18 protein-coding genes are annotated in these 21,808 nt (G+C 48.5%); 2 read left to right on the top strand and 16 right to left on the bottom strand.

Annotated features, from left to right (window positions below):
* Positions 1-87 precede the first annotated feature (87 nt).
* From ACR0QE_RS03840 to ACR0QE_RS03880, 9 genes are all read right to left on the bottom strand, one after another.
* Entirely contained in the window at positions 88-1,056 is a 969-nt protein-coding gene (locus ACR0QE_RS03840; RefSeq protein WP_432627043.1) for a phosphate ABC transporter substrate-binding protein, read from the bottom strand.
* 578 nt (positions 1,057-1,634) lie between these two features.
* Positions 1,635-2,873 carry a CCA tRNA nucleotidyltransferase gene (locus ACR0QE_RS03845; RefSeq protein ID WP_432627044.1) on the bottom strand — a complete coding sequence of 413 codons (1,239 nt, stop codon included), beginning with the start codon at positions 2,871-2,873 and terminating at the stop codon, positions 1,635-1,637.
* Positions 2,873-4,306 carry a proline--tRNA ligase gene (proS, locus tag ACR0QE_RS03850; protein ID WP_432627045.1) on the bottom strand — a complete coding sequence of 478 codons (1,434 nt, stop codon included), beginning with the start codon at positions 4,304-4,306 and terminating at the stop codon, positions 2,873-2,875. The genes ACR0QE_RS03845 and proS overlap by 1 nt, the downstream gene beginning before the upstream one ends.
* Positions 4,307-4,827: 521 nt before the next feature.
* A complete protein-coding gene (locus tag ACR0QE_RS03855; RefSeq protein ID WP_432627046.1) occupies positions 4,828-6,075 on the bottom strand; it encodes a CapA family protein in 1,248 nt (415 codons plus the stop codon).
* A 369-nt stretch (positions 6,076-6,444) separates the two neighbouring features.
* On the bottom strand, positions 6,445-7,803 hold the full coding sequence (locus tag ACR0QE_RS03860; protein ID WP_432627047.1) for a CitMHS family transporter: 1,359 nt from the start codon (positions 7,801-7,803) through the stop codon (positions 6,445-6,447).
* Positions 7,804-8,088: 285 nt separating this feature from the next.
* Positions 8,089-8,457, bottom strand: a complete 369-nt coding sequence (locus tag ACR0QE_RS03865; RefSeq protein ID WP_432627048.1) for a RidA family protein — start codon at positions 8,455-8,457, stop codon at positions 8,089-8,091.
* A 142-nt stretch (positions 8,458-8,599) separates the two neighbouring features.
* Positions 8,600-8,875 (bottom strand): type II toxin-antitoxin system HicB family antitoxin, encoded by a 276-nt coding sequence (locus ACR0QE_RS03870; RefSeq protein ID WP_432627049.1) that lies wholly within the window; start codon positions 8,873-8,875, stop codon positions 8,600-8,602.
* Between the two features lie 104 nt (positions 8,876-8,979).
* Positions 8,980-10,086, bottom strand: coding sequence for an AI-2E family transporter (locus ACR0QE_RS03875; protein ID WP_432627050.1), 1,107 nt, complete (start codon positions 10,084-10,086; stop codon positions 8,980-8,982).
* A 143-nt stretch (positions 10,087-10,229) separates the two neighbouring features.
* The gene (locus tag ACR0QE_RS03880; RefSeq protein ID WP_432627051.1) at positions 10,230-10,973 is read right to left on the bottom strand and encodes an RluA family pseudouridine synthase; all 744 of its coding nucleotides are present in this window, start codon (positions 10,971-10,973) and stop codon (positions 10,230-10,232) included.
* Positions 10,974-11,199: 226 nt separating this feature from the next.
* Here ACR0QE_RS03880 and trhA point away from each other — a divergent pair, with 226 nt between their 5' ends.
* A complete protein-coding gene (gene trhA, locus ACR0QE_RS03885) occupies positions 11,200-11,850 on the top strand; it encodes a PAQR family membrane homeostasis protein TrhA (RefSeq protein WP_432627052.1) in 651 nt (216 codons plus the stop codon).
* Positions 11,851-11,922: 72 nt separating this feature from the next.
* On the opposite strand, the gene ACR0QE_RS03890 is transcribed toward trhA, so the two are convergent.
* From ACR0QE_RS03890 to ACR0QE_RS03915, 6 genes are all read right to left on the bottom strand, one after another.
* The gene (locus ACR0QE_RS03890) at positions 11,923-12,186 is read right to left on the bottom strand and encodes a GIY-YIG nuclease family protein (RefSeq protein ID WP_432627053.1); all 264 of its coding nucleotides are present in this window, start codon (positions 12,184-12,186) and stop codon (positions 11,923-11,925) included.
* A gap of 50 nt (positions 12,187-12,236) precedes the next feature.
* Positions 12,237-13,661 (bottom strand): MBOAT family O-acyltransferase, encoded by a 1,425-nt coding sequence (locus ACR0QE_RS03895; RefSeq protein ID WP_432627054.1) that lies wholly within the window; start codon positions 13,659-13,661, stop codon positions 12,237-12,239.
* Positions 13,662-14,828 (bottom strand): alginate O-acetyltransferase AlgX-related protein, encoded by a 1,167-nt coding sequence (locus tag ACR0QE_RS03900; RefSeq protein ID WP_432627055.1) that lies wholly within the window; start codon positions 14,826-14,828, stop codon positions 13,662-13,664. It abuts the gene before it with no gap.
* A gap of 430 nt (positions 14,829-15,258) precedes the next feature.
* Entirely contained in the window at positions 15,259-16,788 is a 1,530-nt protein-coding gene (locus tag ACR0QE_RS03905) for a hypothetical protein (protein WP_432627056.1), read from the bottom strand.
* 112 nt (positions 16,789-16,900) lie between these two features.
* Positions 16,901-17,443, bottom strand: a complete 543-nt coding sequence (locus ACR0QE_RS03910; protein WP_432627057.1) for a hypothetical protein — start codon at positions 17,441-17,443, stop codon at positions 16,901-16,903.
* Positions 17,444-17,782: 339 nt separating this feature from the next.
* Positions 17,783-19,174 carry an alanine/glycine:cation symporter family protein gene (locus tag ACR0QE_RS03915; RefSeq protein ID WP_432627058.1) on the bottom strand — a complete coding sequence of 464 codons (1,392 nt, stop codon included), beginning with the start codon at positions 19,172-19,174 and terminating at the stop codon, positions 17,783-17,785.
* Positions 19,175-19,360: 186 nt separating this feature from the next.
* Here ACR0QE_RS03915 and ACR0QE_RS03920 point away from each other — a divergent pair, with 186 nt between their 5' ends.
* Positions 19,361-20,341, top strand: coding sequence for a zinc dependent phospholipase C family protein (locus ACR0QE_RS03920; RefSeq protein WP_432627059.1), 981 nt, complete (start codon positions 19,361-19,363; stop codon positions 20,339-20,341).
* Between the two features lie 47 nt (positions 20,342-20,388).
* Here the strand turns inward: ACR0QE_RS03920 and ACR0QE_RS03925 are convergent, their stop codons facing one another.
* Positions 20,389-21,540, bottom strand: coding sequence for a ComEC/Rec2 family competence protein (locus ACR0QE_RS03925; protein WP_432627060.1), 1,152 nt, complete (start codon positions 21,538-21,540; stop codon positions 20,389-20,391).
* Positions 21,541-21,808: the final 268 nt, after the last annotated feature.

Here is a 21,808-nt window from a genome sequence, read left to right on the forward strand (position 1 = left end):
TCTCTTTCTCTCTCTTGCGAACACTTCTATTATGTTGGCTATATCTGTTGTGTCAGCTTATGTCAGCGTATGTTTGAAATCATTTATTTAGTGCTCAGTCTTCGTCATCTTGGAAGATACACCGTATCCCATACTCTCCATATGGCTTCCAAACTCATCGGACATGATGTACTCAAGGAAGGCGCCAGTCACCTCATCCGGCTCACCCTTTGTGTACATATGCTCAAAAGTCCATACCGGATACTCGCCGCTGTAAGTATTCTCCAGAGTCGGCTCCACACCGTCGATTGCAACCGTCTCAACACCCGGATCCTCCGTCAGATAAGACAGTGCCACGTAACCGATCGCACCCTTTGTATCTTTTACATTCTGAAGCAGGACACCGGAATCATCGGTCTCCATGGAGGCATTGGAAGCTTCCTCATTTCCGTCAAGTGCATACTTCTGGAAGGTTGCTCTCGTTCCGGAGGAAGTCGGGCGGGTTACCAGAACAATGTTCTCATCCGGTCCGCCAACTTCATTCCAGTTTGTCGTCTTTCCGGTAAAGATTGCAATCAGCTGATCTTTGGTCAGAGTGGTCACACCTGCCTCTTTTACGTCCGGATTTACGATCGGTGCCATGGTCACTACGCAAACCTCATGGTCTACAAGATCTTTTGCCTTATCTGCATCCAGCTTATCCTCAGCTGCAACGTCTGAGTTTCCGATATTTACGGTTCCCTCGGCAACCTGCTTGAGTCCCTCACCGGAACCGCCAGCATCGATGGTCAGAGAGACATCCGGATACTTCTCGCTGAAGAGGTCAGCTGCCTCATCGACAAGCGGCTTCAATGCGGAAGAACCTGCTGCGGTCACAGAACCGGTCAGCTTTTTATCTGCTGCCGAATCCTTTGCTGCCTCACTGGTATCTGCCTTGCTGTCTTTTGCAGCATCAGCCTTGGTGTCCTCTGCCTTTGCCTGTGTGGAAGCTGCTGTATCCGCAGAATTAGAAGAGCATCCGCTCACTGCGCTCATTGCCATTGCCGCTGCAAACATCACTGCGATTGTCTTTCTCATAATTATTTCCTCCTCAAATTTCCTTGAAAATCTGTCAAATCCTTTTTCTCATTTACAGCGCTTATTCTAATTCGGGTGTGTAAAATTTTTTGCGGATGTTCTGTAAGATGTATGTAAAATTTTTTGAGTGATTGATAAAGAAATGTAAAAGAAGAGGGTAAAGGCTTAAAATTAAAAGCTCTGTTTTTGATTTGGATTTAAGATTTAGGTTTAAGATTTAGATTTTGAATCTAAAATTTTAAAATAAAAGAAACGCCCCGCGGTAAACCAAGGCTCTGCTCAGACACGCTTCCGCTCGGATCGGCGCGTAACGGTACATAAGCCCGCAAAATACGCGGGCTAAGTACCGACGGGCCTATACGGTCTTCGCCAGAGCACTTGTTCCCGCGGGGCTGACACCTGGAATTTTCCAAAATGACACATTTGCTCAGAATCGCTGTACCATCATAAGGGAAGTATCTCCCTTCCTGCAAAATAAAACCGACATAGTATCCTCTTCTTAGGATTATCATCTATGTCGGTTTTTTATCGCGTGAACTACCTCGACTTAAAGTGAATATCACATATACACATGAAAATTAGATAAAATGCTCCAGGAGATATTCTTTTTCATTATGATCCGGATGAGAAAGGACATCATCGAGCATCTGATTTAAGGTTGCACCGAGTGCTTTTCCCGGCTGAACTCCGGCCTTGATCAGATCCTGTCCCTTGACTGCCAGATGTTTGAGATCAAGACAGTCGCCAGATTCACGAATTGTCTTTGTGAGCTCCTTGATTTTCTCGCTGTAACCGTTGAGCTCCATCAGCACATCCCAGACTTCCGGCTCCATCCGGCTCATCGCACGGCGGATTGCCTCCGGTGTCTCGGAAAGTTCCACGCCCGACCAGGCGACGAGAGTTTTCACGCGTCCGATCGTGTCATTATCAAGTTTCAGATCTCTGAGGATCTTCACAGCACGACTTGCGGATTCTGGTACTTCTGTGAGAGACGGAACTGGCTGAGGTATAAGTGTACCATTGGCATCATACGCATTGGCACAGCGCAGAAACGCCGCCCATCTCACATACTTTTCTGACGGAAGGGTGGCCGGAATCTCTGCGTTTTTCCAGTTCAGGGAATCAAAATTCTCTGAGATGTAAGGGCTGATCCCCGTCTCATAAACCTCCCGGATCTTTTCCGGATGATCGGACAGGAGAAGTTTTGTCAGCTCCACCTGAATTCGCTCCTTGCTGACTTTTGCAATGTTCGGGGCAATCACCCGAATCGCATTCCAGGTCTGCTCCTCGATCGAAAAGTCAAGCTGTGCAGAGAAACGGATCGCCCGCAGAATTCGCAGTGCATCTTCCGTGAATCTCTCCATCGGATCTCCGACACAGCGAATTGTCTTTGCTTTCAGATCTTCCACCCCGCCGAATTCATCCACAATCCCCGTCTCATGGCTGTATGCCATCGCATTGATTGTGAAATCGCGGCGCTTTAAGTCCTCAATCAGACTGGAGGTGAACTCTACCTGCTTCGGGTGGCGTCCATCCTCATACTCCCCGTCAATCCGGTATGTTGTCACCTCGTAACCGATCCGGTCCATCATCACCGTCACAGTTCCGTGCTGGATTCCTGTGTCGATCGTGCGGCGAAACAGCTCCTTGACCTGCTGCGGCCGCGCCGAGGTCGTGATATCCCAATCCCCCGGTTTCCGGTCAAGAAGCGTATCGCGGACACAGCCGCCCACTGCGTAGGCTTCGTATCCGTGATCGTTCAGTGTGCGGATGATCCGCTCGACATTGCCAGGAATCTTCATGGCTGTCTCTGCCATTAATATGCGCGTCCCCAGTAAACCATCTTTGTTGCCGGCTTGCCGCAGCAGACACACTTGTCAGAGAGCTGTTCCTGCTTAAACGGAATGCAGCGGGAAGTTGCTCCGGTAACTTCCTTGATCTTGTCCTCGCACTCCTGGCATCCGCACCACATTGCCTTTACGAAGCCCGGCTTCTCATTGATTGTCTTGACAAAGCTGTCAAAATCCGTTGCCTCATAGGTGTGGGAATCTCTGTGTGCTCTTGCCTTCTCAAGCATATCGTGCTGGATGGTATCAAGCAGCTTCTCAACCTCTGCTGCGATGTTGTCGATCGATACCGTGATCTTCTCATGGGTGTCACGGCGAACCAGAACTGCCTCGTTGTTCTCGATATCTCTCGGTCCAATCTCAACACGAACCGGGATTCCACGCATCTCGGACTCAGAGAACTTCCAGCCCGGGCTCTTGTCGGAGTCATCTACCTTCACGCGGAAGTTAGAGAGAACCTCTTTGATCTCAAATGCCTTATCAAGAACGCCTTCCTTCTTCTGCTGAATCGGAACGATCATAACCTGAGTCGGAGCGATGCGCGGCGGCAGAACCAGACCGTTGTCATCTCCGTGTACCATGATGATTGCACCGATCATACGGGTAGTCATACCCCAGGAAGTCTGGAATACATACTTTAAGGAGTTATCCTTTGCTGCGTACTGGATGCCGTAAGCCTTTGCAAATCCATCGCCAAAGTTATGGCTGGTACCGGACTGAAGTGCTTTTCCATCATGCATCAGGGACTCGATCGTGTAGGTTGCCTCTGCACCTGCAAATTTCTCCTTGTCGGTCTTGCGTCCGCGTACAACCGGGATTGCCAGAACTTCCTCACAGAAATCCGCATACACATTCAGCATCTGAATCGTGCGTGCCTCTGCCTCCTCAGCAGTTGCATGAGCGGTATGACCCTCCTGCCACAAGAACTCTCTCGAACGCAGGAACGGACGGGTTGTCTTCTCCCAACGGACAACCGAGCACCACTGATTGTATACTCTCGGCAGATCGCGGTAAGAATGAATATCTCTGGAATAGAAATCGCAGAACAGCGTCTCGGAAGTCGGGCGAACGCACAGACGCTCCTGAAGCTGCTCATTTCCACCTACAGTTACCCATGCTGCCTCCGGAGCAAATCCCTCAACGTGATCTTTCTCCTTGTCAAGCAGGCTCTCCGGAATAAAAAGCGGCATGTACACGTTCTGTACGCCGGTCTCCTTGAATCTGCGGTCCAGCTCATGCTGAATGTTCTCCCAGATTGCATATCCAGCCGGCTTGATTACCATACATCCCTTCACGCTTGCATAGTCGCAAAGCTCTGCTTTCTTTACCACATCGGTATACCACTGGGCAAAATCCACATCCATGGATGTGATTGCTTCTACTAATTTCTTGTCGTTTGCCATCATCAATCTCCTTTTTCTATCATATAAAAAAGAATGTGCCCTGGCACATTCTCGCGCCGAGGTGCGGTTGCTCCGGCAACCAGCTTCCCCTGCGCCGAGTGCGCATCCACGCGGAGCATTTTTTTATGATAGGACGCAATTTCCTATCATAAAAAAAACGGTCATCCGGTCCCCGCTGCACAAAAAAGCACAGCAAGGGACCGAATGACCGGACAATTCGGCGGTACCACCCTCAGTTAGCAACAAATCTTTTATCATTGCTCTCTCTTCTTCCGTGTAACGTCGGAACACACGCCGCAGTTCACTGCGGAACTCCAAGGCCGGTTCAGCATACAGGGACACGGAAATCTCGCACCAGATGATCTCCTCTCTGTCTGTGTTTGTCCGCTTACTATTCCTCTTCACAGTCGTTCGCATGCTTGATTTTACGCTGTTTTCCGGGCTTTGTCAAGTCCAAACCATACCCTGCATTCCTCTTCTTTCCCCGATTTAATCCCTTTTATCCGTTTCACGAACTGTAGTTATCGCAAGCACGATTCTCCCTGCAAGACTCTGCCATTTGGATCAATCACTGCCCCATAGGAAATTCCCTGTATATAAGAGGCGAACTCCTGAATGGAATTTTGTTCTGTAAACATCTGCGTGTATCCGGACTTTGAAGTTCCGGGTATCAGGCGGAGCGAAAGTTCCCCTCCATCTGATGAAACCGGAACTTCCACCTCCAAAAGTGCAGTCCGCGGAATCGAACTTCCAAAAATGAAATTTCCAAGACTGTATATAATTGCTTTTCCCTGATAATATTCCACTCCCTGAAGCACATGGGGATGACTTCCGATCACGAGATCTGCCCCCGCATCGATGTACTGCCTTCCCAGTGTTCTCTGATACTCCTGCGGTCTCTCATCCCGCTCAATTCCCCAATGCACCATGACAAACACATAGTCATTTTCTTTCTTCTGCTCCCGGATTTCCTCCAGCAGCGCTGTCGGATCGTATGTCGCAAGCATCCCCGGGTGAGAGGAAGATGCCGCCCAGTCTGCCTGTGGAATCACGCGCGTCGCACCGATCACCGCAATCTTTTTTCCTCCGATTTCTATGCGAACCGGCTGTCTGGCCTCTTCCAGATTCTTTCCGGCCCCCGTCCGGGCGATCCCTGCCTGGTCGAGCACCTCGCAGGAATCGAGAAGTGCATCCGTCCCGTAATCGAGCGCATGGTTATTTGCAAGCGTCACCGCATCGATCCCAAGTTCTTTAAAAATCGCAACTTTTTCCGGTGCGAGTCGGAAGGTATACTGTTTATCCGCCGCCTTTGTTCCCCGGCTGCTGAACGGAAATTCCTCATTGACCATAAAATAATCCGCACCTGCAATCAGACTGCGATACCCCTGATCCAGAACTCCGCTGACTCCACCCGCTCTCTGGTAAGCACTCAGCACATGATCTGACAGCAGCACATCCCCTGAAAAAAGAAGAACGCGATCACCATCACCGATACGGGTTTCTTCGACCTGCCCTTGTGTATTCTCTTCCTGCTCCTTTTCTTCCTGTGAAGTTTCCGCTTGAGTTTCCTCACTCTCCTGACTGTGATCTTCCGGAAGATCAATGATAATCTCCGAAGACTCCTTTGCAGTCTGGCTCTCCCCCGCGCCCATCTCCTGCCCCGCCACTCTTAAATCAATCTGCTCGCTCTTATGAGGTCCACAGCCTGTAAGCAGAAGAACTGCCGCTGCCATCCCAACCACGAACTTAGTCTTTGCTCTTTTCTGCATAATTTTCCCTTCTGATCATTTTCTGTTTCATATCAAGGCAACACAGGCAGAGAATGGGTGCTGTAAGGCGAGAAAGGTAATGCAAATCCGGAGTGCGAACGTGTTTGCAGGACTTTACTCGCCGTCAGCGCCCTCCCTCCAATGTTTCAAATATCACTATTCTACTCATTATATCGGCAGAAAAGAAAAAAGGCAATGCCGCTCAAATGAACGTCACTGCCTTTTGATTCTTGTTTCATTTTTAATTGAATTCTATTTGATTCATAAATCTCACCGTTCATGTGCTGAATGAACGGTGAAATCTTCTATGTTCTGACGCAAAACATCAACCATGCTCTGTTTGCTTTTTATCTGATCTGTGCGATTAAATTAAAACGGCATAATGCCAAGTACAATCGCGATCAGCATACAAACGATACTGAATCCCCATACCCAAAGGAAGGTGCTCTTGATGTGATCCTTGATGTCCACATCTGCAAGACCAACACCCAGCAGAGTAGCCGGTACCATCGGGCTGATGAAGGTTGCACAGTTACGGCAAACAACCATTGCTACTGCGATCGGCATAGCGGAAACGCCAAAGCCCTCGCCGATTCCGATCATAACCGGAAGCATTCCGTAGAAGTAGCTGTCTGTATCGAATGCCAGTGCCAGCGGTACGCTCAGGATACCGATTACTAACGGCAGATGCTGGCCAAGTGCTGCCGGAAGGATGCTGCTGATCAGGTTGGACATGCAGGTGATAACGCTGGTCACACCCTCGATGTCCTTAACAAGAATACCCATCAGAACTGCTGCGCCCATAAGGGTGGAGCACATCATCAGAGCCGGACCGGAATGCATGTTGATGATCTTCTTCTGCATCTTTGCGCCCGGATAGTTTACCAGGATTGCTACTGCAACACCGATCATGAATGGTACATAGCTCGGGAAGATATCCTTGATCAGCAGAGCGATAACTGCGATGGTCAGGATAATGTTGAAGATGAACAGCTTCGGACGAGCCAGATCTTTGTTCTGCTCAGAAGCAGATGTCTCTTCCTCTGCGCTGTGAGTGCCTTCCTCTTTTGCAAGTTTACCATTTAAACCTGCGCCGCGCTTCTGCTCAAGGACACCGTTGATAACAGCAACAACAAGAGCAAGAACAATACCGCATGCCTGAATCGGCAGAAGGGTCTGCCACAGGGAAGATGCCTCAATACCAAGAACTGTAGCGGCACGCATTGTCGGGCCAGCCCACGGCATCAGGTTTAAAACACCCATGGAGATAACTGCGATACGAAGCAGGGTGGTCGGACGCATATGCATCTTCTTGTAAACCGGAAGCATTGCCGGAACTACGATACAGAAGGTGGAAGCGCCGCCGCCATCCAGATGTCCGATCAGGGCAATGATAGCGGTCATTACGCAAACGCCGATAACGTTGTCCTTTACCAGAAGCATCAGCTTACCGATAATAACATCGAACATTCCGGCATCTGTCATGATACCGAAGTAAAGAACGCTGAATACGAACAATGCCGCAGTCGGACCTGTGCTGGAAAATCCGCTCTTAATCAGCTTTCCAATGTTTTCCCAGGAATAGTAACCACCCAGGACAAGAATCAGTGCCAGTATCATCGGGAATACGATAAATGCGATACTAGGCAGGGTTTTGCTCTTAAACAGAGTTACCACAATGGCAACGATGCAGGCAAAACCAAGAAGACCTACAACAACCTCTGACATACTTTCTTTCTCCTTTGCACTTTTTTGATCTGTTTTGCGCCAGATTAAGCATAGTTTTTATGCAATAACTATAACACTTGTATTTTTTCACGTCCAATATGTATTTTTTTATATCGCATATAAGTCAACACTTATAAACTTTTTGTAAATTTTTTCCATATAGTTTATAAACAAATTTTCTCGCAAAGTGTTTTTATTTACCAGAATTTCCTTTGCCCTTACACAAAAAAAGAGCAGATGCGCGCAGCTCTCATCGCGCCATCTGCCCTCTTCCACTCTTATTTTTTATTTCTCAGCGATTGCCTCGACTTCACAGAGAACTCCCTTCGGAAGATCCTTCACTGCCACGCAGCTTCTCGCCGGTTTTGATACAAAGTACTTTGCATACACTTCATTAAATGCTGCAAAGTCAGCGATATCAGCCAGGAAACAAGTCGTCTTTACAACCTTCTCATAGCCGCTTCCAGCAGCTTTCAGGATCTCGCCCACGTTCTTGCAGCTCTGCTCTGCCTGTGCAGCGATTCCCTCCGGAATGCTTCCGTCTGCCGGATTTACCGGAATCTGTCCTGATGCAAATACAAGTCCACAGCTCTCATATCCCTGGGAATACGGTCCGATTGCGCCCGGTGCCTTTTCTGTTGCGATTACCTTCATCTTTCGTTTCCTCCTGTATCTTTCATCTTTTATTATTTTCGCAGACAAGACTCACGGCTTCTGCCGGTAGTCCTGCCACTGCAAACAAACAAGCAAACAAATCAACTAATTATTGAGAAACAAAAAGTTCTTCTGACATCCGTCAGTCACTGTCAGGAAGCAGTTTAATCCGCACCATAATGTTGCGCACAAATCCACCTTCCGGAACCTTGATATCCTCCGGATGAGATGTCTCCGGAAAATGTCCGCCATCCTCAAGCTCTAAAAACAGCCAGTCATAGGCAGCCTCTCTCGCTGCATCCAGCGTGTCTTCCAGATCTCCGCCATCTGCATAGCAACATTCCAGATCCGGAAATTCTGCATGAAATCCATTGTCATCCTCATGCGGCACAATCACCGCAGGATAAGTAAAAGTCATTTTGCAATCTCCTCTCCGCACGCCATTGGCACTCCGTTTCGCAGCGGATGGTCCTGTGTGCATTTCTAATTATTATACGCCAATCCCACCGATCTGTAAACGGGTTATTCCTGCCCGCCTGCCGCAGCCGCCTCTCCTCCCTCGTCCGTTTCCCAGATCCGGCTCAAATCACGAATCATCAAAAGTCCCACCGGTCCCAGTAGAAATCCCGCAATTCCAAACAGCTCCAGCCCCACATACATGGATAGCAGGGTCTCAAACGGAGTCATTCCGACTTTCCGGCTCATCAGCTTCGCCTCCAGAATCTCTCTTAAAAAATAGCAGACCACGTAAATGACAAAGAGCAGAACTGCCTTTCTCCAGTTTCCGATAAACAGCATCAGAATCCCCCACGGAATCAGGACCGTCCCGACTCCAAAGATCGGAAGCGCATCGAGAATCCCGACAAAAATCCCCGCAAGCAGATAGTATGGACTCTTCATCAGCCAGAACCCAAAGATACAGATCAACGTTGTGAGAATCAGAATCATTCCCTGCGCACGCAGATATGCCGCCCCGGCACTCGTCAGGCGCTCGCAGACCTGATTCCACTCTCTCTGAAACTCCGAATTCCGAATGCGCTTTTTCCAGAAATCCATCTCCTGCACAAGAAGCCCCGTTGCAATCAGGACAATCGCGCCGAACACGCCTGCGTAAATGCAAAATCGCAGACACATCGCAGAGTGACCCACAATCAGTGTCATTGCCCTCTGCCTCAGACTGAACATTCCTTCTCTGAGCAAAGTCCGAAGTGCAAGTACCACAAAATCTGATTTTAAGCCAAATGTTTTCTCCGTCAAACGGCACAGTTTTGTCAGCACACGATCTGCCTCCCGGATCCGGGACGGCAAATGTTCGGACAGGCGAACAATCTCCTGAAACAATTTTCTTCCTCCGAAACAGGCCATCGCCGCAAGTGCAGAAAAAATCAGAAGCAGTTCCATCACTGCCACTGCCCCTTCCGGAACAGTCACCTGCCTTTTTATTCCCGGGATCTTCCACCTCAGACAGTGGGAGATTCTGTTCGCAGACGGATGAAGCCACACTGCAAAGATTAAGGCAAACAGAAAGGGAATCACAAGGGGCAGCAGAAAGCGGAAAACTCCGTATACTGCACCCGCGATTCCCAGAATGCGTAAAATTTTCTTCAGTTTCTTTTCCGGTTTACCCATGGACTCACCTGCTTCTGATTTGTACTTCCTTTGTACATTCCTAGTGTATCCACAGCAGCGAAAAATATACACTCTCATTTTTGCGCTTCAAGTTCATAGTTCCATTTATGATTTCATTCATATCGCAAAGACTTAGCGCGTATCTACCGAACCGCCTCAAAATTTCTAAAAATCTCAGCATCCGGCAGACGCTCAAATGAAACTCTGCGTCCAATCGCCGGATGAATAAAGCTTAAAGAAAATGAGGAGAGCGCAATCTGAGGCTGAGCCGTCCTTCGAGCCGGCTGGGCAGAAGGCGCTGCCTGAGCTGCCTGCATCGCGGATCCTCCAAACCTTGGATTGTACTTTCCATCCCCCCAGAGCGGAAGTCCATGCCCCGCCATCTGGACACGGATCTGATGATGGCGTCCGGTCTTAAGCTCAATCTCGGCGAGTGTCAGCTCTCCCCACTCCGGATCCTCCCTAAATCCCGCCACACGGCAGATCAGCTCCGCACGCTTTGCTCCGTCCACCTGCTTTTCCACAATCCCGGATACATTTCCCTCTGAATCTTTCTTCAGATAATCCACAAACGTCTCCTCGTTTGACTCCGGCTTTCCGCAGAGAACGGCGAGATATTTTTTGTGTACCTTTCCCTCCGTGATCTGAAGGCTCAAGGCAGCCGCCGTCTTCTTGTCCTTCGCATAGACCATGACTCCGCTGACCGGTTTATCCAGACGGTGAATCACTCCCACATACGGCTCCTCCTGTTTTTTTGACGTTTTGTAAATATGCTTTCGCACCTCACTCACCATATCCGCGCCAAACCCACGGCTCGACTGTGATTCGATTCCGACAGGTTTCCAGACAACCAGGATATGTTTATCCTCAAAAATCACCTGTAACATCTGTAACTTCCTCCAAACGTACTCTTTTTTAATGATAACTTTTTATTCCCATCCATCTTTCTCTTGTATTTTTGAATGCAAAGTGGTATAGTATAGAAAACATTTGCATATAGTTTTTAATACTACATTATAAAGTTTTTAGTTCCTGTTTTGTTTTTATTACTTTTATTTCTTTTATTCGGTATTCTCGTTTTTCCTGATACCGCATCAGAATGGAGGGATTTTTATGTTGCAGAAAATCAAAGACCCGGGCAGTGCCCTGACTCATTTCATCGCGATGATCCTCGCCCTGTTCGCATCCATCCCGCTCCTTATCAAGGCTGCACGCACACCGGATCACATCCATGTGCTTGCACTGACGATTTTCATCACAAGCATGGTTCTGCTGTACGCGGCGAGTACCATCTACCACACCCTTGACATTTCACCGAAAGTCAACCAGATGCTCCGGAAAGTCGACCACATGATGATCTTCATCTTGATTGCAGGCACCTACACCCCGGTTTGTCTCCTTGTACTCGGAGATCACACCGGATGGATGCTTCTCGGCGCAGTCTGGACGATCGCCGCAGTGGGAATCGTCATCAATGCGCTCTGGATCACCTGCCCCAAGTGGTTTTCTTCTATTATTTACATTGCAATGGGATGGGTCTGCATCTTTGCTTTTGGCAAGATCGTCTCCGCTCTCCCGGCAGAGGCCTTCGGCTGGCTGCTCGCAGGCGGAATCATCTACACGGTCGGCGGTGTGATCTACGCACTGAAACTTCCGATTTTCAACTCCCGCCACAAAAATTTCGGATCCCACGAAATTTTCCATCTCTTTGTGATGGGCGGAAGTCTCTGTCATTATATCATGATGTATGCGTTTGTTGCATGACCTGACTTGACCAATCACCTTTCCGAAATCGACAAAATCAGACCCATCCATGTATCAACCGTCACCGGTTATTTATTCCGCTGACGGTTGATTTTTGTTTGTGATAAGGCTCAGTTTTTCTTTCCTGCTCAGCTGTTTGATCTCCCACTCACGGCGCATTGCCTCCTGCTTGGTCGGAAACGTTTCATAATAGACAAGCTTCACCGGTCTCCGGCTCCTCGTGTACTTCGCGCCCTGCCCCTCATTGTGCGCTTTTATGCGTTTTTCCAGATTGTTCGTCCACCCGCAGTACAGGCTCCCGTCCACGCACCGGACAAGATACGTAAAGTTTTCCATAATAATCTAATAGCCTCTAAAAGACAGCCGCAAAAAAATAGCAGACTTCATCAGAATCTAAAATAAATGAACGGGTTGTATCCACTCGCCATCATCTCGCAGACTGCAAGGAAAAAAATCCCGGTAATCGCCAGATCTGCAATCATTCCGAGATGGCGGCGCTCCAGCCATGAGCGCAGGCCAGAGAAAAACGGCGTACAGCAGAGCACTGAGATCACAAACAGAAGAATAAATTTCGACCCCGCCATCAGCTCTGCCAGTTCCCTGTCAAGACTTCCCATCCACCGCATCGAACACATTTCTCCGAGATACCCAATCGCCTGCGAACACGTCTCAGCCCGGAAGAACACCCAGCCGACGCCCACCACAATCAGCGTGTAGAGGCGGCGCAGAATCCCCGGAAGGCGATTCAGCACATTCCGAAAGCCAAGACGCTCCACAATCAGGAAACCTGCAAAATAGAGTCCCCAGAACAGAAAATTCCAGCTTGCTCCGTGCCAGATTCCTGTCAGCGCAAACACGATCAGGTAGTTGCGGCAGTTTTTCGCCGTGCTGCACCGGCTTCCTCCGAGCGGAATGTATACATAATCCCGAAACCAGCTTGAGAGGGAGATGTGCCATCTTCTCCAGAATTCCGCAACACTCTTTGAGAGATACGGGTGATTGAAATTCTCCGGAAAATGGAAACCGAAAATCCGCCCAAGACCAATCGCCATGTCGGAATACGCCCAGAAATCCAGATAAATCTGGAGACTGTAACAGAGAATTCCTGTCCACGCATAGATCATTCCCATTCCCGGTCTCTGGCCGAAAGCGAGGTCTGCCGCCTTTCCCATCGAATTTGCAAGAAGAATCTTTTTCGCAAACCCGCACATAAAACGGAAAACGCCCTCATAGACATCATCAAGACGGCTCTCCCGCTCCCCAATCTCTTTTTCCACATCGATATACCGGACAATCGGTCCTGCGATCAGCTGCGGAAACAGCATAATATAGAGTGCCAGACGGGAAAGACTTTTCTGGCACGGGACACGCCCCCAATACACATCGATCAGATAGGACATGATCTGAAACGTAAAAAATGAGATTCCGATCGGCAGAACAATCTGAGGGATCGGGCTTGAAAGCTCCCGTCTCAGAAGAAATCCGCCAAGGGATGCCGCCGTCTCCCCGAGGAGATTCAGATATTTAAAGACAATCAGAATTCCAAGATTCCAGACCATTCCCGCCCAGAATACCGCCTTGCGCTGCCTTCCTGTGCACTCCCCCATCATCAGCCCCAGTTTCCAGTTCACAAAAATCGATACAAAAAACAGCCCGAGATAGCCAAATCCGCCATATCCGTAAAAAATAATCGAGGCAGCAAGCAAAATCCCGTTTCTCAGGCGGACATCCCGCCTCATTGACGCAAGCGCATAGCCAAGAAGCGTCATCGGCAAAAACAAAAATAAAAATACCGGCGATGAAAATACCATTTACCTGCCTGCCTCCTCATTTTCCAAAATCTCCGGATGTTCCAGCACATAGTCGATAAAGCCGAAACTCATATCGGACACTGCCGTCTCGTTCACCTCCAGAACGACAAGATCAATATCCTTTAAATATTCTCTCATATCCACTGCGTCATAGTCCGTAAACGGAACTACATTCTCAAACTCATCCGTAAAAATCTGCCGGTTCTCCATCGAGACATTTTTTCCAAAATAATGATTGCGGATCAGGACTGACAAACTCTGTCCCATAAAGCTTCCACCCCGGCAGAGAAATCCCGGTGCATCCGTCGTCGGGTCAACCGTCTCTATCACCGGTTCATAATAGGAATCATACGGCTTTTCCAGCGTATTGAAAACCTCAAAGGAATCCGCATCTGGGTAAACCGGCACCTCGCACGGCTGTGCGGACACAGAAATCTCTGGAAGGCGGTACCCACTCTCTTTTTCAAGATACTCTCCAAATACATTTCCCACCATATTTCCCACATAGACAGACCAGTGCAGACCTGTCCGGTAAAACAGCGGGACCCGCGGGTCAAATTCCTGCCGGTGTTCATTGATATAGGCGATGCTGTCAAACCATTTTAAGTCGCTTGCCGCAAGCCCTGCGGTCAGTCTCTCATAATTTCCCGGACCCTGCTTTGGTGCCATCGCTGTGTCCACCCACGGAAGTTCATCCGCCATATAGCGCACCTTGTTCGGTGTGATAAAAATATACATCTGTTTTCCATTAGCCCGAAAAAGCTCTTCTAGGCGCTCCAGCTTTTCAATTAGTTCCTGTGTTCCCGCCTCGCTGATCGGCGCAAAATACTGAAGATAGTAGCTCACATTCTCCCAGCTGAACAGATTCCGGTCCCGATTCATGCTGTAATTGATGTTTGATACCGTGTGAAGCGCAGAAAATGTGATCTCATTGCGCAGCCTCACCATGAACGGTTTTCCCGGAAGATGCTGCTGGACGTAAGTCTCAAATTCCGACTGGGCACTTCCATCTACCAGTTTTTCCGCAGAAAAATCCGGAAATCTGGCCGTGTTCTCCACGCCGTCAAGCGCCAGGCGCTCATCACTCTTTTTCAGAAGAAGCGGAGATGCCAGTACCAGCGCCGCCGCCACAATCGTTATCATCTGTCTTGCCTGCCTCAAATGCATACTCCCCTCCAGCTCCTTATTTTTGTGCGTTTTCTTTCTTTATTTATCATTTATCGCCATTTTTCTTCTCATACGATTTACTTGTTCCATGATTCCCGTTGTTCTTATCGTTTTTTCCCTGTCCCAGTCATCTGCATTCCGTCTCCAGTGCGTTTTCACCAAACATTTTTATATGATAGAAAGCAGTTTCCTGTTTAAGTCGACGCAGGTATCCACCCTAAATTCAAGTCGACACTCGCGGAGACTTGGCGCGTGATTTTGGTCAGCTCTGCTGACATTTTCCCATCAAAATCACTGCGCATCCACTCTGAGTTATACAGAGAAAAAGACAGACCGGAAATCCAGTCTGTCCCTCATCCTATCATATTTTCTTTAAAAAGTATATCTTATCCCGAAACTTTCCGCGTTCTCGTTACTGTTCACGCGTTCTCTACTTTCTAGGTGCAAGCCCAAGACCCTTTCTTGTCTTTTCCGACGGTTCAATACTGCGGTAATCGATCATGGTGTCATCTTTCGATCTTCTCTTTTCCGGCTCTATGCTCTCCAGTTTCATACGTCTTCTCGCAGGTTCCGGTTTTTCTCCGCTCAGCTCGGCAAAACTGATTCTCTCTCTCCCCGGTTTTGCCTCTGTCTTCTGCCCAGCTTTCACCTTCGGTTTCGCTTCACCCATTTTCTTCGTTTTCTGATTTGCAGACATCTCGTTCATCAGCTTTTCATTTTTAAGTGTCTGTTCCCGAATCTGCGCTCTCAAAAGCTCTGCCTGCAGATACTTAATCATGCTGTCTTTTCTCAGATTCTCAATCTGAAGCTGACGAATCATTTTCTCGGAGCTTATCTTCTCAGCATCACTCTCACCAAGATTCTGGTCCTGTCTCTGATTCCGGAACTCATTCCGGGACTCCTTCAGACTCTGCACAGAATCTGCTCTCTGCTCAAGCTGCTCTTTTCTTTCCGGCTCGACGCTGCGCTCCGGCTGCCTATCTTTCTTTGAAGCCTCAGCATCTTTTTCCTGGCTGCGCTCCTCCTGCACATGCTCTGTCTCCTGTGCCTGCTTCATCTCCTCCGGTGTGTTGGAATACACCTTACCGAAACCAAGTTTCTCGGAAAGCCAGTTGACGATGTGCTGCCAGGTCGTAAGCCCCTGCGCTCCTGTTATCTTCGGTGCCCTGGCGACATGAAGATTTTTTGACACTTTTTCTTCCAGCTGATCTTCCAGAAGACTCGCATCCTCGTCAAAATCCAATCCATCATCGCCAAAATCAGACTTTGCTTCGTTCTCATCGCGTTCTACACGTTCTGCACGCTTCTCCGGCTTTTCGTCGCTCTTCTCCGCCCCGCTTTTCTCTTCTTTATTCTTATCTTCGTTACTTTTTTCCGCTTTGCTCTTTGTCCACTCTGCCGCCAGATCCCGATACAATTCAGAGAATACTCTTGTCTCCCCCGCAATCTGATCGATCTGCGGAACTTTCTCACTCTTATTATCAACTAAGATCTCTGAGAGAAGCGCTGTCTTGTCTGCCTTCTGAATGCACTCGGAGAGATCTCCAAAAAATGCTCCCAGTTTTTCAGCATTCTCCGGATTCTTTAACACCGCTTTCTGTTCCTTTGAAGCCAGCTCATCCGGATTTTTTCCGAGTGCATACATTGCCTCCTTCTGGACATTCATATCCATCACTGTGGCACGACATTTGTTTGTATATTCCTCATATTTTTTCTCGGACTCTTTCTGCACATCCGGATTGTCCGACAAAAAGCCTTCTGCCACAGACACGATATCGCCCGCAATCTTATCCAGACGTTGCTGCGTCTCCTTCTCCGGCTTCTGCAAATCTGCAAAATGAATCTTGGGATCTTCTGACATCAAAAACAGCTTTGCCATATTGATGTACACTTCATCTGTTTTTAAATGGTTCAGATTAAATTCTTCACTGTTGTCTAATAAAGCATCTTTCTCCGGCATCTTATATTCTCCTAGTCATGTATAAATTTACAAAGTTCGTTTTTCTTAACTATCAATGATTTATCTGTATTCTAGCACATACAAAGATACCAAATGGACACTTCCGACCACTTTAACAGCCAAGCTGGCTGCCAAATTGTCTTAAAAACTCACGCTCATCCATTTTTCCGGATTCAAGATCTCCTAAAACTCTGCCCCACTTCATTACGGAGCGCAGTGCATTCACCATAGCTGCGCGAACCCCTAATTTCATGCAGGAAACTTCCTGCTCAACCGGCATGACAAGCACATATCTGAAACACAGAAGTTTCTGATCCGGACTCATCAAAAAAGCTCCTGAAGATAAAGTAAAATTAATTTTTGACACTGCCTGCTGAACGGCCTGAACAAACTTGGAATCCAAATCGTCCGAAATCGTCAGCGAGCACACGAAATACTGAAACACTTTTTCTGATTCCGGCACCGGAAGAAAATAATACTCTCCTAATACTTCCCCCGAAAGTCTCTCCTTATCTTTGTGACGTACCACCGCCATATCTGCAATTCCAGCTTCCTCCTCCGGAACTTTTACCGCCACAATTTTATTTTTCTCGCATTCTTCCACGATCATATTCAGAACTTCATTCTGTCTTTCTTTGCACTCCATTTTCTCCATATCTGTATTTCCTCCATGTTTCCCTCTGTTTTCTTTTGTTTTTGTTAAAGCTCATTATAACACAAAACGCTGTGAAAATGGCGGTTACTTTCCTTGTTCATATTTCATTCATAAATCATTCAAAAACCTTTTACATAATCAACACGATTTCTTCACGATTTCCCCATATACTATAACCATAAACAACAGAACAAGTTGTTTATGAAGTGCCAAAAAGATTTTTTTCATAATACTTTTGAGCTGATACGAACGTGAAATTATCAGCTCTCCTCCCTTTTTACCTCTTCAAAACATACGTGGAAAGGATCTCTCAGCTGCGGAGAGATCCTTTCTCGTTATTTATTCATCTTTTTCGTATCCCAGATTCCTTGGGAAAACCACCGACTTCGATAACAGCCACAGAGACAAAAGATTGGGATACGCCATCAGTGCATTGCACAGATCCGCCAGTGCCCAGACGAGATCCAGCCTGCACAGTGATCCGATGCACACACTTCCCAGATAAACCATCCGGTACAGATTCTTATTGATAAAAATCCATCCCGGCCCGCTCACCCGCATTCCCAGATACTGCACATTCTGTTCTCCCATATAATACCAGGCGATGATGGTTGCAAATGCAAATACCATCATCGAAACAGAAACCATCCATTCCCCGACGATCCCCAGTTTTCTTCCAAAGCACCACGCCGCAAGTGCTGCCCCATCTCCGAATCGCAGCGCACTCTCACCGGCCTGTCTCTGTACACAGAGAATCACAATTCCGGTCATTGTGCAGACAATCACCGTGTCAAAAAATACCTCAAACATTGCCCACATTCCCTGTTCTTCCGGCGTCGTCTTCTCTGCTGCCCCATGAAGCACTGCCAGGCTCCCAAGCCCCGCCTCATTGGAAAATACGCCTCTGGCCATCCCGTAGCGCACGCTCTTTGAAAACAGAGCCCCGGCGATTCCTCCGCCCGCTGCCCGAAAGCAGAACGCGTCCTCGAAAATCCCGGCGATCACACTCGGAAGCACCGGCAGACACTGCACAATCACCGCCACGGAGAATAAAAGATAAATTCCAGCTGCCATCGGCATCAACCGCTCAGAAACTCTCGCAATCCTTCCCGTCCCCCCGCCAATCACCAACCAGCAGCAGACCACAATCAGCACCGCCCCAAATATCTGCGGAACTCCAAAGCTGTATTCCAGCGTTTCCCGGATGGAATTTGCCTGCACCATGCTCCCCATTCCAAGAGAAGCCAGACAGGCAGATATCGCGTAGAAAATCCCCAAAAACGAGGATCCAAGTCCTCTCTCCATATAGATCATCGGGCCACACATCCAGGTTCCGTCTTCTCTCCGAAAACGAAATTTCTGTCCCAGACTTGTCTCCGCATAAGCCGTTGCCATCCCGATGAGAGCGCATACCCACATCCAGAACAGGGCTCCGGGACCTCCCGCCGTGAGCGCGGTCGCCACGCCGACAATATTTCCGGTACCGATCGTCGCAGCAAGCGCCGTGCATGCCGACTGAAACACCGTAATCGCCGCTTTTTCTCCGTTTTCCTCGCTCTCGGATGTGCCCGTCGTTTTCCAGACTGTCCCGACCGTGCGATTCCACCAGTATCCGAATCTGCGAACCGGAAAACCTTTCGAACGCACAAAGAACCAGCTTCCCGTGCCCAAAAACAGTACAAGCGTCCACGGCCCCCACAAGATCAAATGCAATCTCTGTATCACCCACATATTTTTCCCCGCCCACACGATACTTTCCTATGCGATTTATATGCAGGAAAACGGCAATGGATTCATTCAAGTCGACGCTCGTATTTCTCCTTAAAATATGATATGATAGAGGCAGATCAAACACGTTTTCTGAGATTTTTTATAACCTGTTTTATCAGACTTTTTTCAAGAGAAAGAGGGATTTTCATGCCTGGATTTACCACTCATTATATTTTAGGAATGAAGGCCTACAACGACCTTCCCAACAATCAGTTGAAATACATCATCGCCAAGTACCGCTGGCTCTACCAGCTCGGTCTTCAGGGCCCCGATATCTTCTTTTACAACATTCCAATTCTGCGCCACCGCGATTATCGGAATGTCGGATCCTACATGCACGAACACCACATTCAGGACTTTTTCTCCTGTTACTTAAAGCATTTGGGAACCATCCGCTCCCGCCAGCAGCGCGAGGAGGGTCTGGCATATTTCTGCGGATATCTCTGTCACTACATCGGAGATTCCATCTGCCATCCCTATGTCTACGGAAGAATCGGCTACGATGCCAAACATCCGAGCAGTCACACACACGGTCTTCACGCTGCTCTCGAAAATGACATCGATGCACTTCTTCTCATGAAATACAAAAAGAAAAAGCCGTCCCAGTTCAACCAGGCGGCTTCGATCTGCTTAAATGGAATGGAGATGCAGTTCATCTCCCGTTTTCTCTCGGAGTGCATCAACGAGGCGTATTATCCGATCACATACAGCAACAACTTCCAGGTGACACCGGCCATGGTCTATCGATCCATCCTGGCGCTCCGCTTCGGATGCCGCACGCTCGCAGATCCGAACAGCTCCAAGCGAAACAAGATTGCATTTGTCGAGCACCTGCTCCGCCGCAGTCCGGTCGCCTCTCAGAAGCTTGTCACGGATGAGGTCAGCAATCCTCGCAAATGTCTGAATCTCGACCATGAGATCTGGTGCAATCCGTGGGACCGCCGTCTCGCTTCCCGCGCCTCTTTCCCGGACCTGTTCCGGCAGTCTCTCGTCAAATGCAATTCCGTGTTTGCAATCATCAATTCCGCTGTCGTCGGAAATGAGGAGATCTCCAAACAGGAACTCTCCCGCCTTCTCGATGAGCTCGGAAGCTACTCCTACCACAGCGGTCTCCATGTGGAAGACTAAAAGATTTGACGATCAAATGAAAGGATGCGATGCGGGGATCAGAAAAATCAGCGAATCACCTGGTCCCCGTCTTTTGTACAGTAATTTCTTTTCACATTCAACTTTTTCACCCACTCTTTTGTCTCCGGCGTCGTGTAACTTCCTCCCTCATTGTCCCAGAGCCACTGCGGAGTCGGCCAGAGACAAATCGAGGGATCAATCGCATCATAGACATCCTCGTTCACCCCATTCTGACCATGATGAGCCATCTGGACCATGTCGGATTTCAGTCCGCCCCCCGCCTGTTCAAGCAGATGTTCTCCTCCTTTCTTCTGGAGATCTCCGAGAAACAGGATGGATTTTCCGCTCACAATCATCCGATACGCCATCGAGGCATCGTTTCCATCTCTCTCTCCGACTTCTTCCGGCTCATAGCGGTCATTCATCACCTGCACCACGACATCGTCAACAGAGATCTCATCCCCCCGTTTTACGGTCTGGCAGACTCCCGCCGGAAGTGCCGCCAGCTGCTGAAGAATACTCATCGCCGTTCCGAGATCGCCTAACTCATGCTTCTCATACCACTCCACACTCGCAAAATTATAGTAGATATGATCGATCGTGATTCCCGTATCGATTCCGTCAGATTCATTCGTCAGGAGTTTGAGCAGTGCTCCCACATGATCCGTGTGCGCATGCGTCAGAAACCACGCACTCACTTGACCGCCTTCCGCCTTGATCTGTTCCATCAGGTAATCCCCGTCATCCCATCTTCCGCCATCCACGACGATCAGCTTGCCCGATTTTGTTTTCAGCAGGAAGGACATCATCTGCCCCTTTGTCTGCGACTGAAGCATGCGAAGCTCGGCTCCGCCCAGAAGCGGTGTCGTATCCCGCTCCGATACCGGCTTTTCCCCCTCGGTAATCAGATCTCCCTGCTGGCTCTGCTCCTCCTTTGCTGCGGTGCTCTCCGTACTCTCTGTCTTTGCTGACTCTGTCCCTGTGCTCTCATCCTGCCGCGGTGCAGAAGACTGCTGCAAAAGCGCAGACTGCTGTGATGATGCTTTCTCCTCCATCCCACTGCTGATCAGGTGGTGTCCCGCAAGCCCCACAACTCCGGCGGTGAGAAACACCACTGCCGCAATCGCGGGATAGCACTTCTTTTGTCTTCCCTTTTTTCTCTTTCTGCTTCTTCTTCGCCCCATCTGTCTTTCTTCCATCTCTGACTCTCTCCTGATTTCTGTGCAGCCGCAATACAAATCGGCATCCATTTTTCTTTTATTCCTATCTTATCAGAGATCCGCACGTTCTAACACCCTGTCCACAAAATCTTCACAAAATTGAATAAATCTTTAGAATTCCGAAAGAATTTTTCTGCTTGCAATTTGATGCTCCCGGTGGTATTATGTTCAATAAGATTTTTATTTTTATTTTTTTGAACATAAAGAATCTAAAATGGCTCAAAAACAAATGCAAAGCCCATAGAAT

The organism is Brotaphodocola sp. (assembly GCF_050873065.1).
Lineage (GTDB): Bacteria > Bacillota > Clostridia > Lachnospirales > Lachnospiraceae > Brotaphodocola.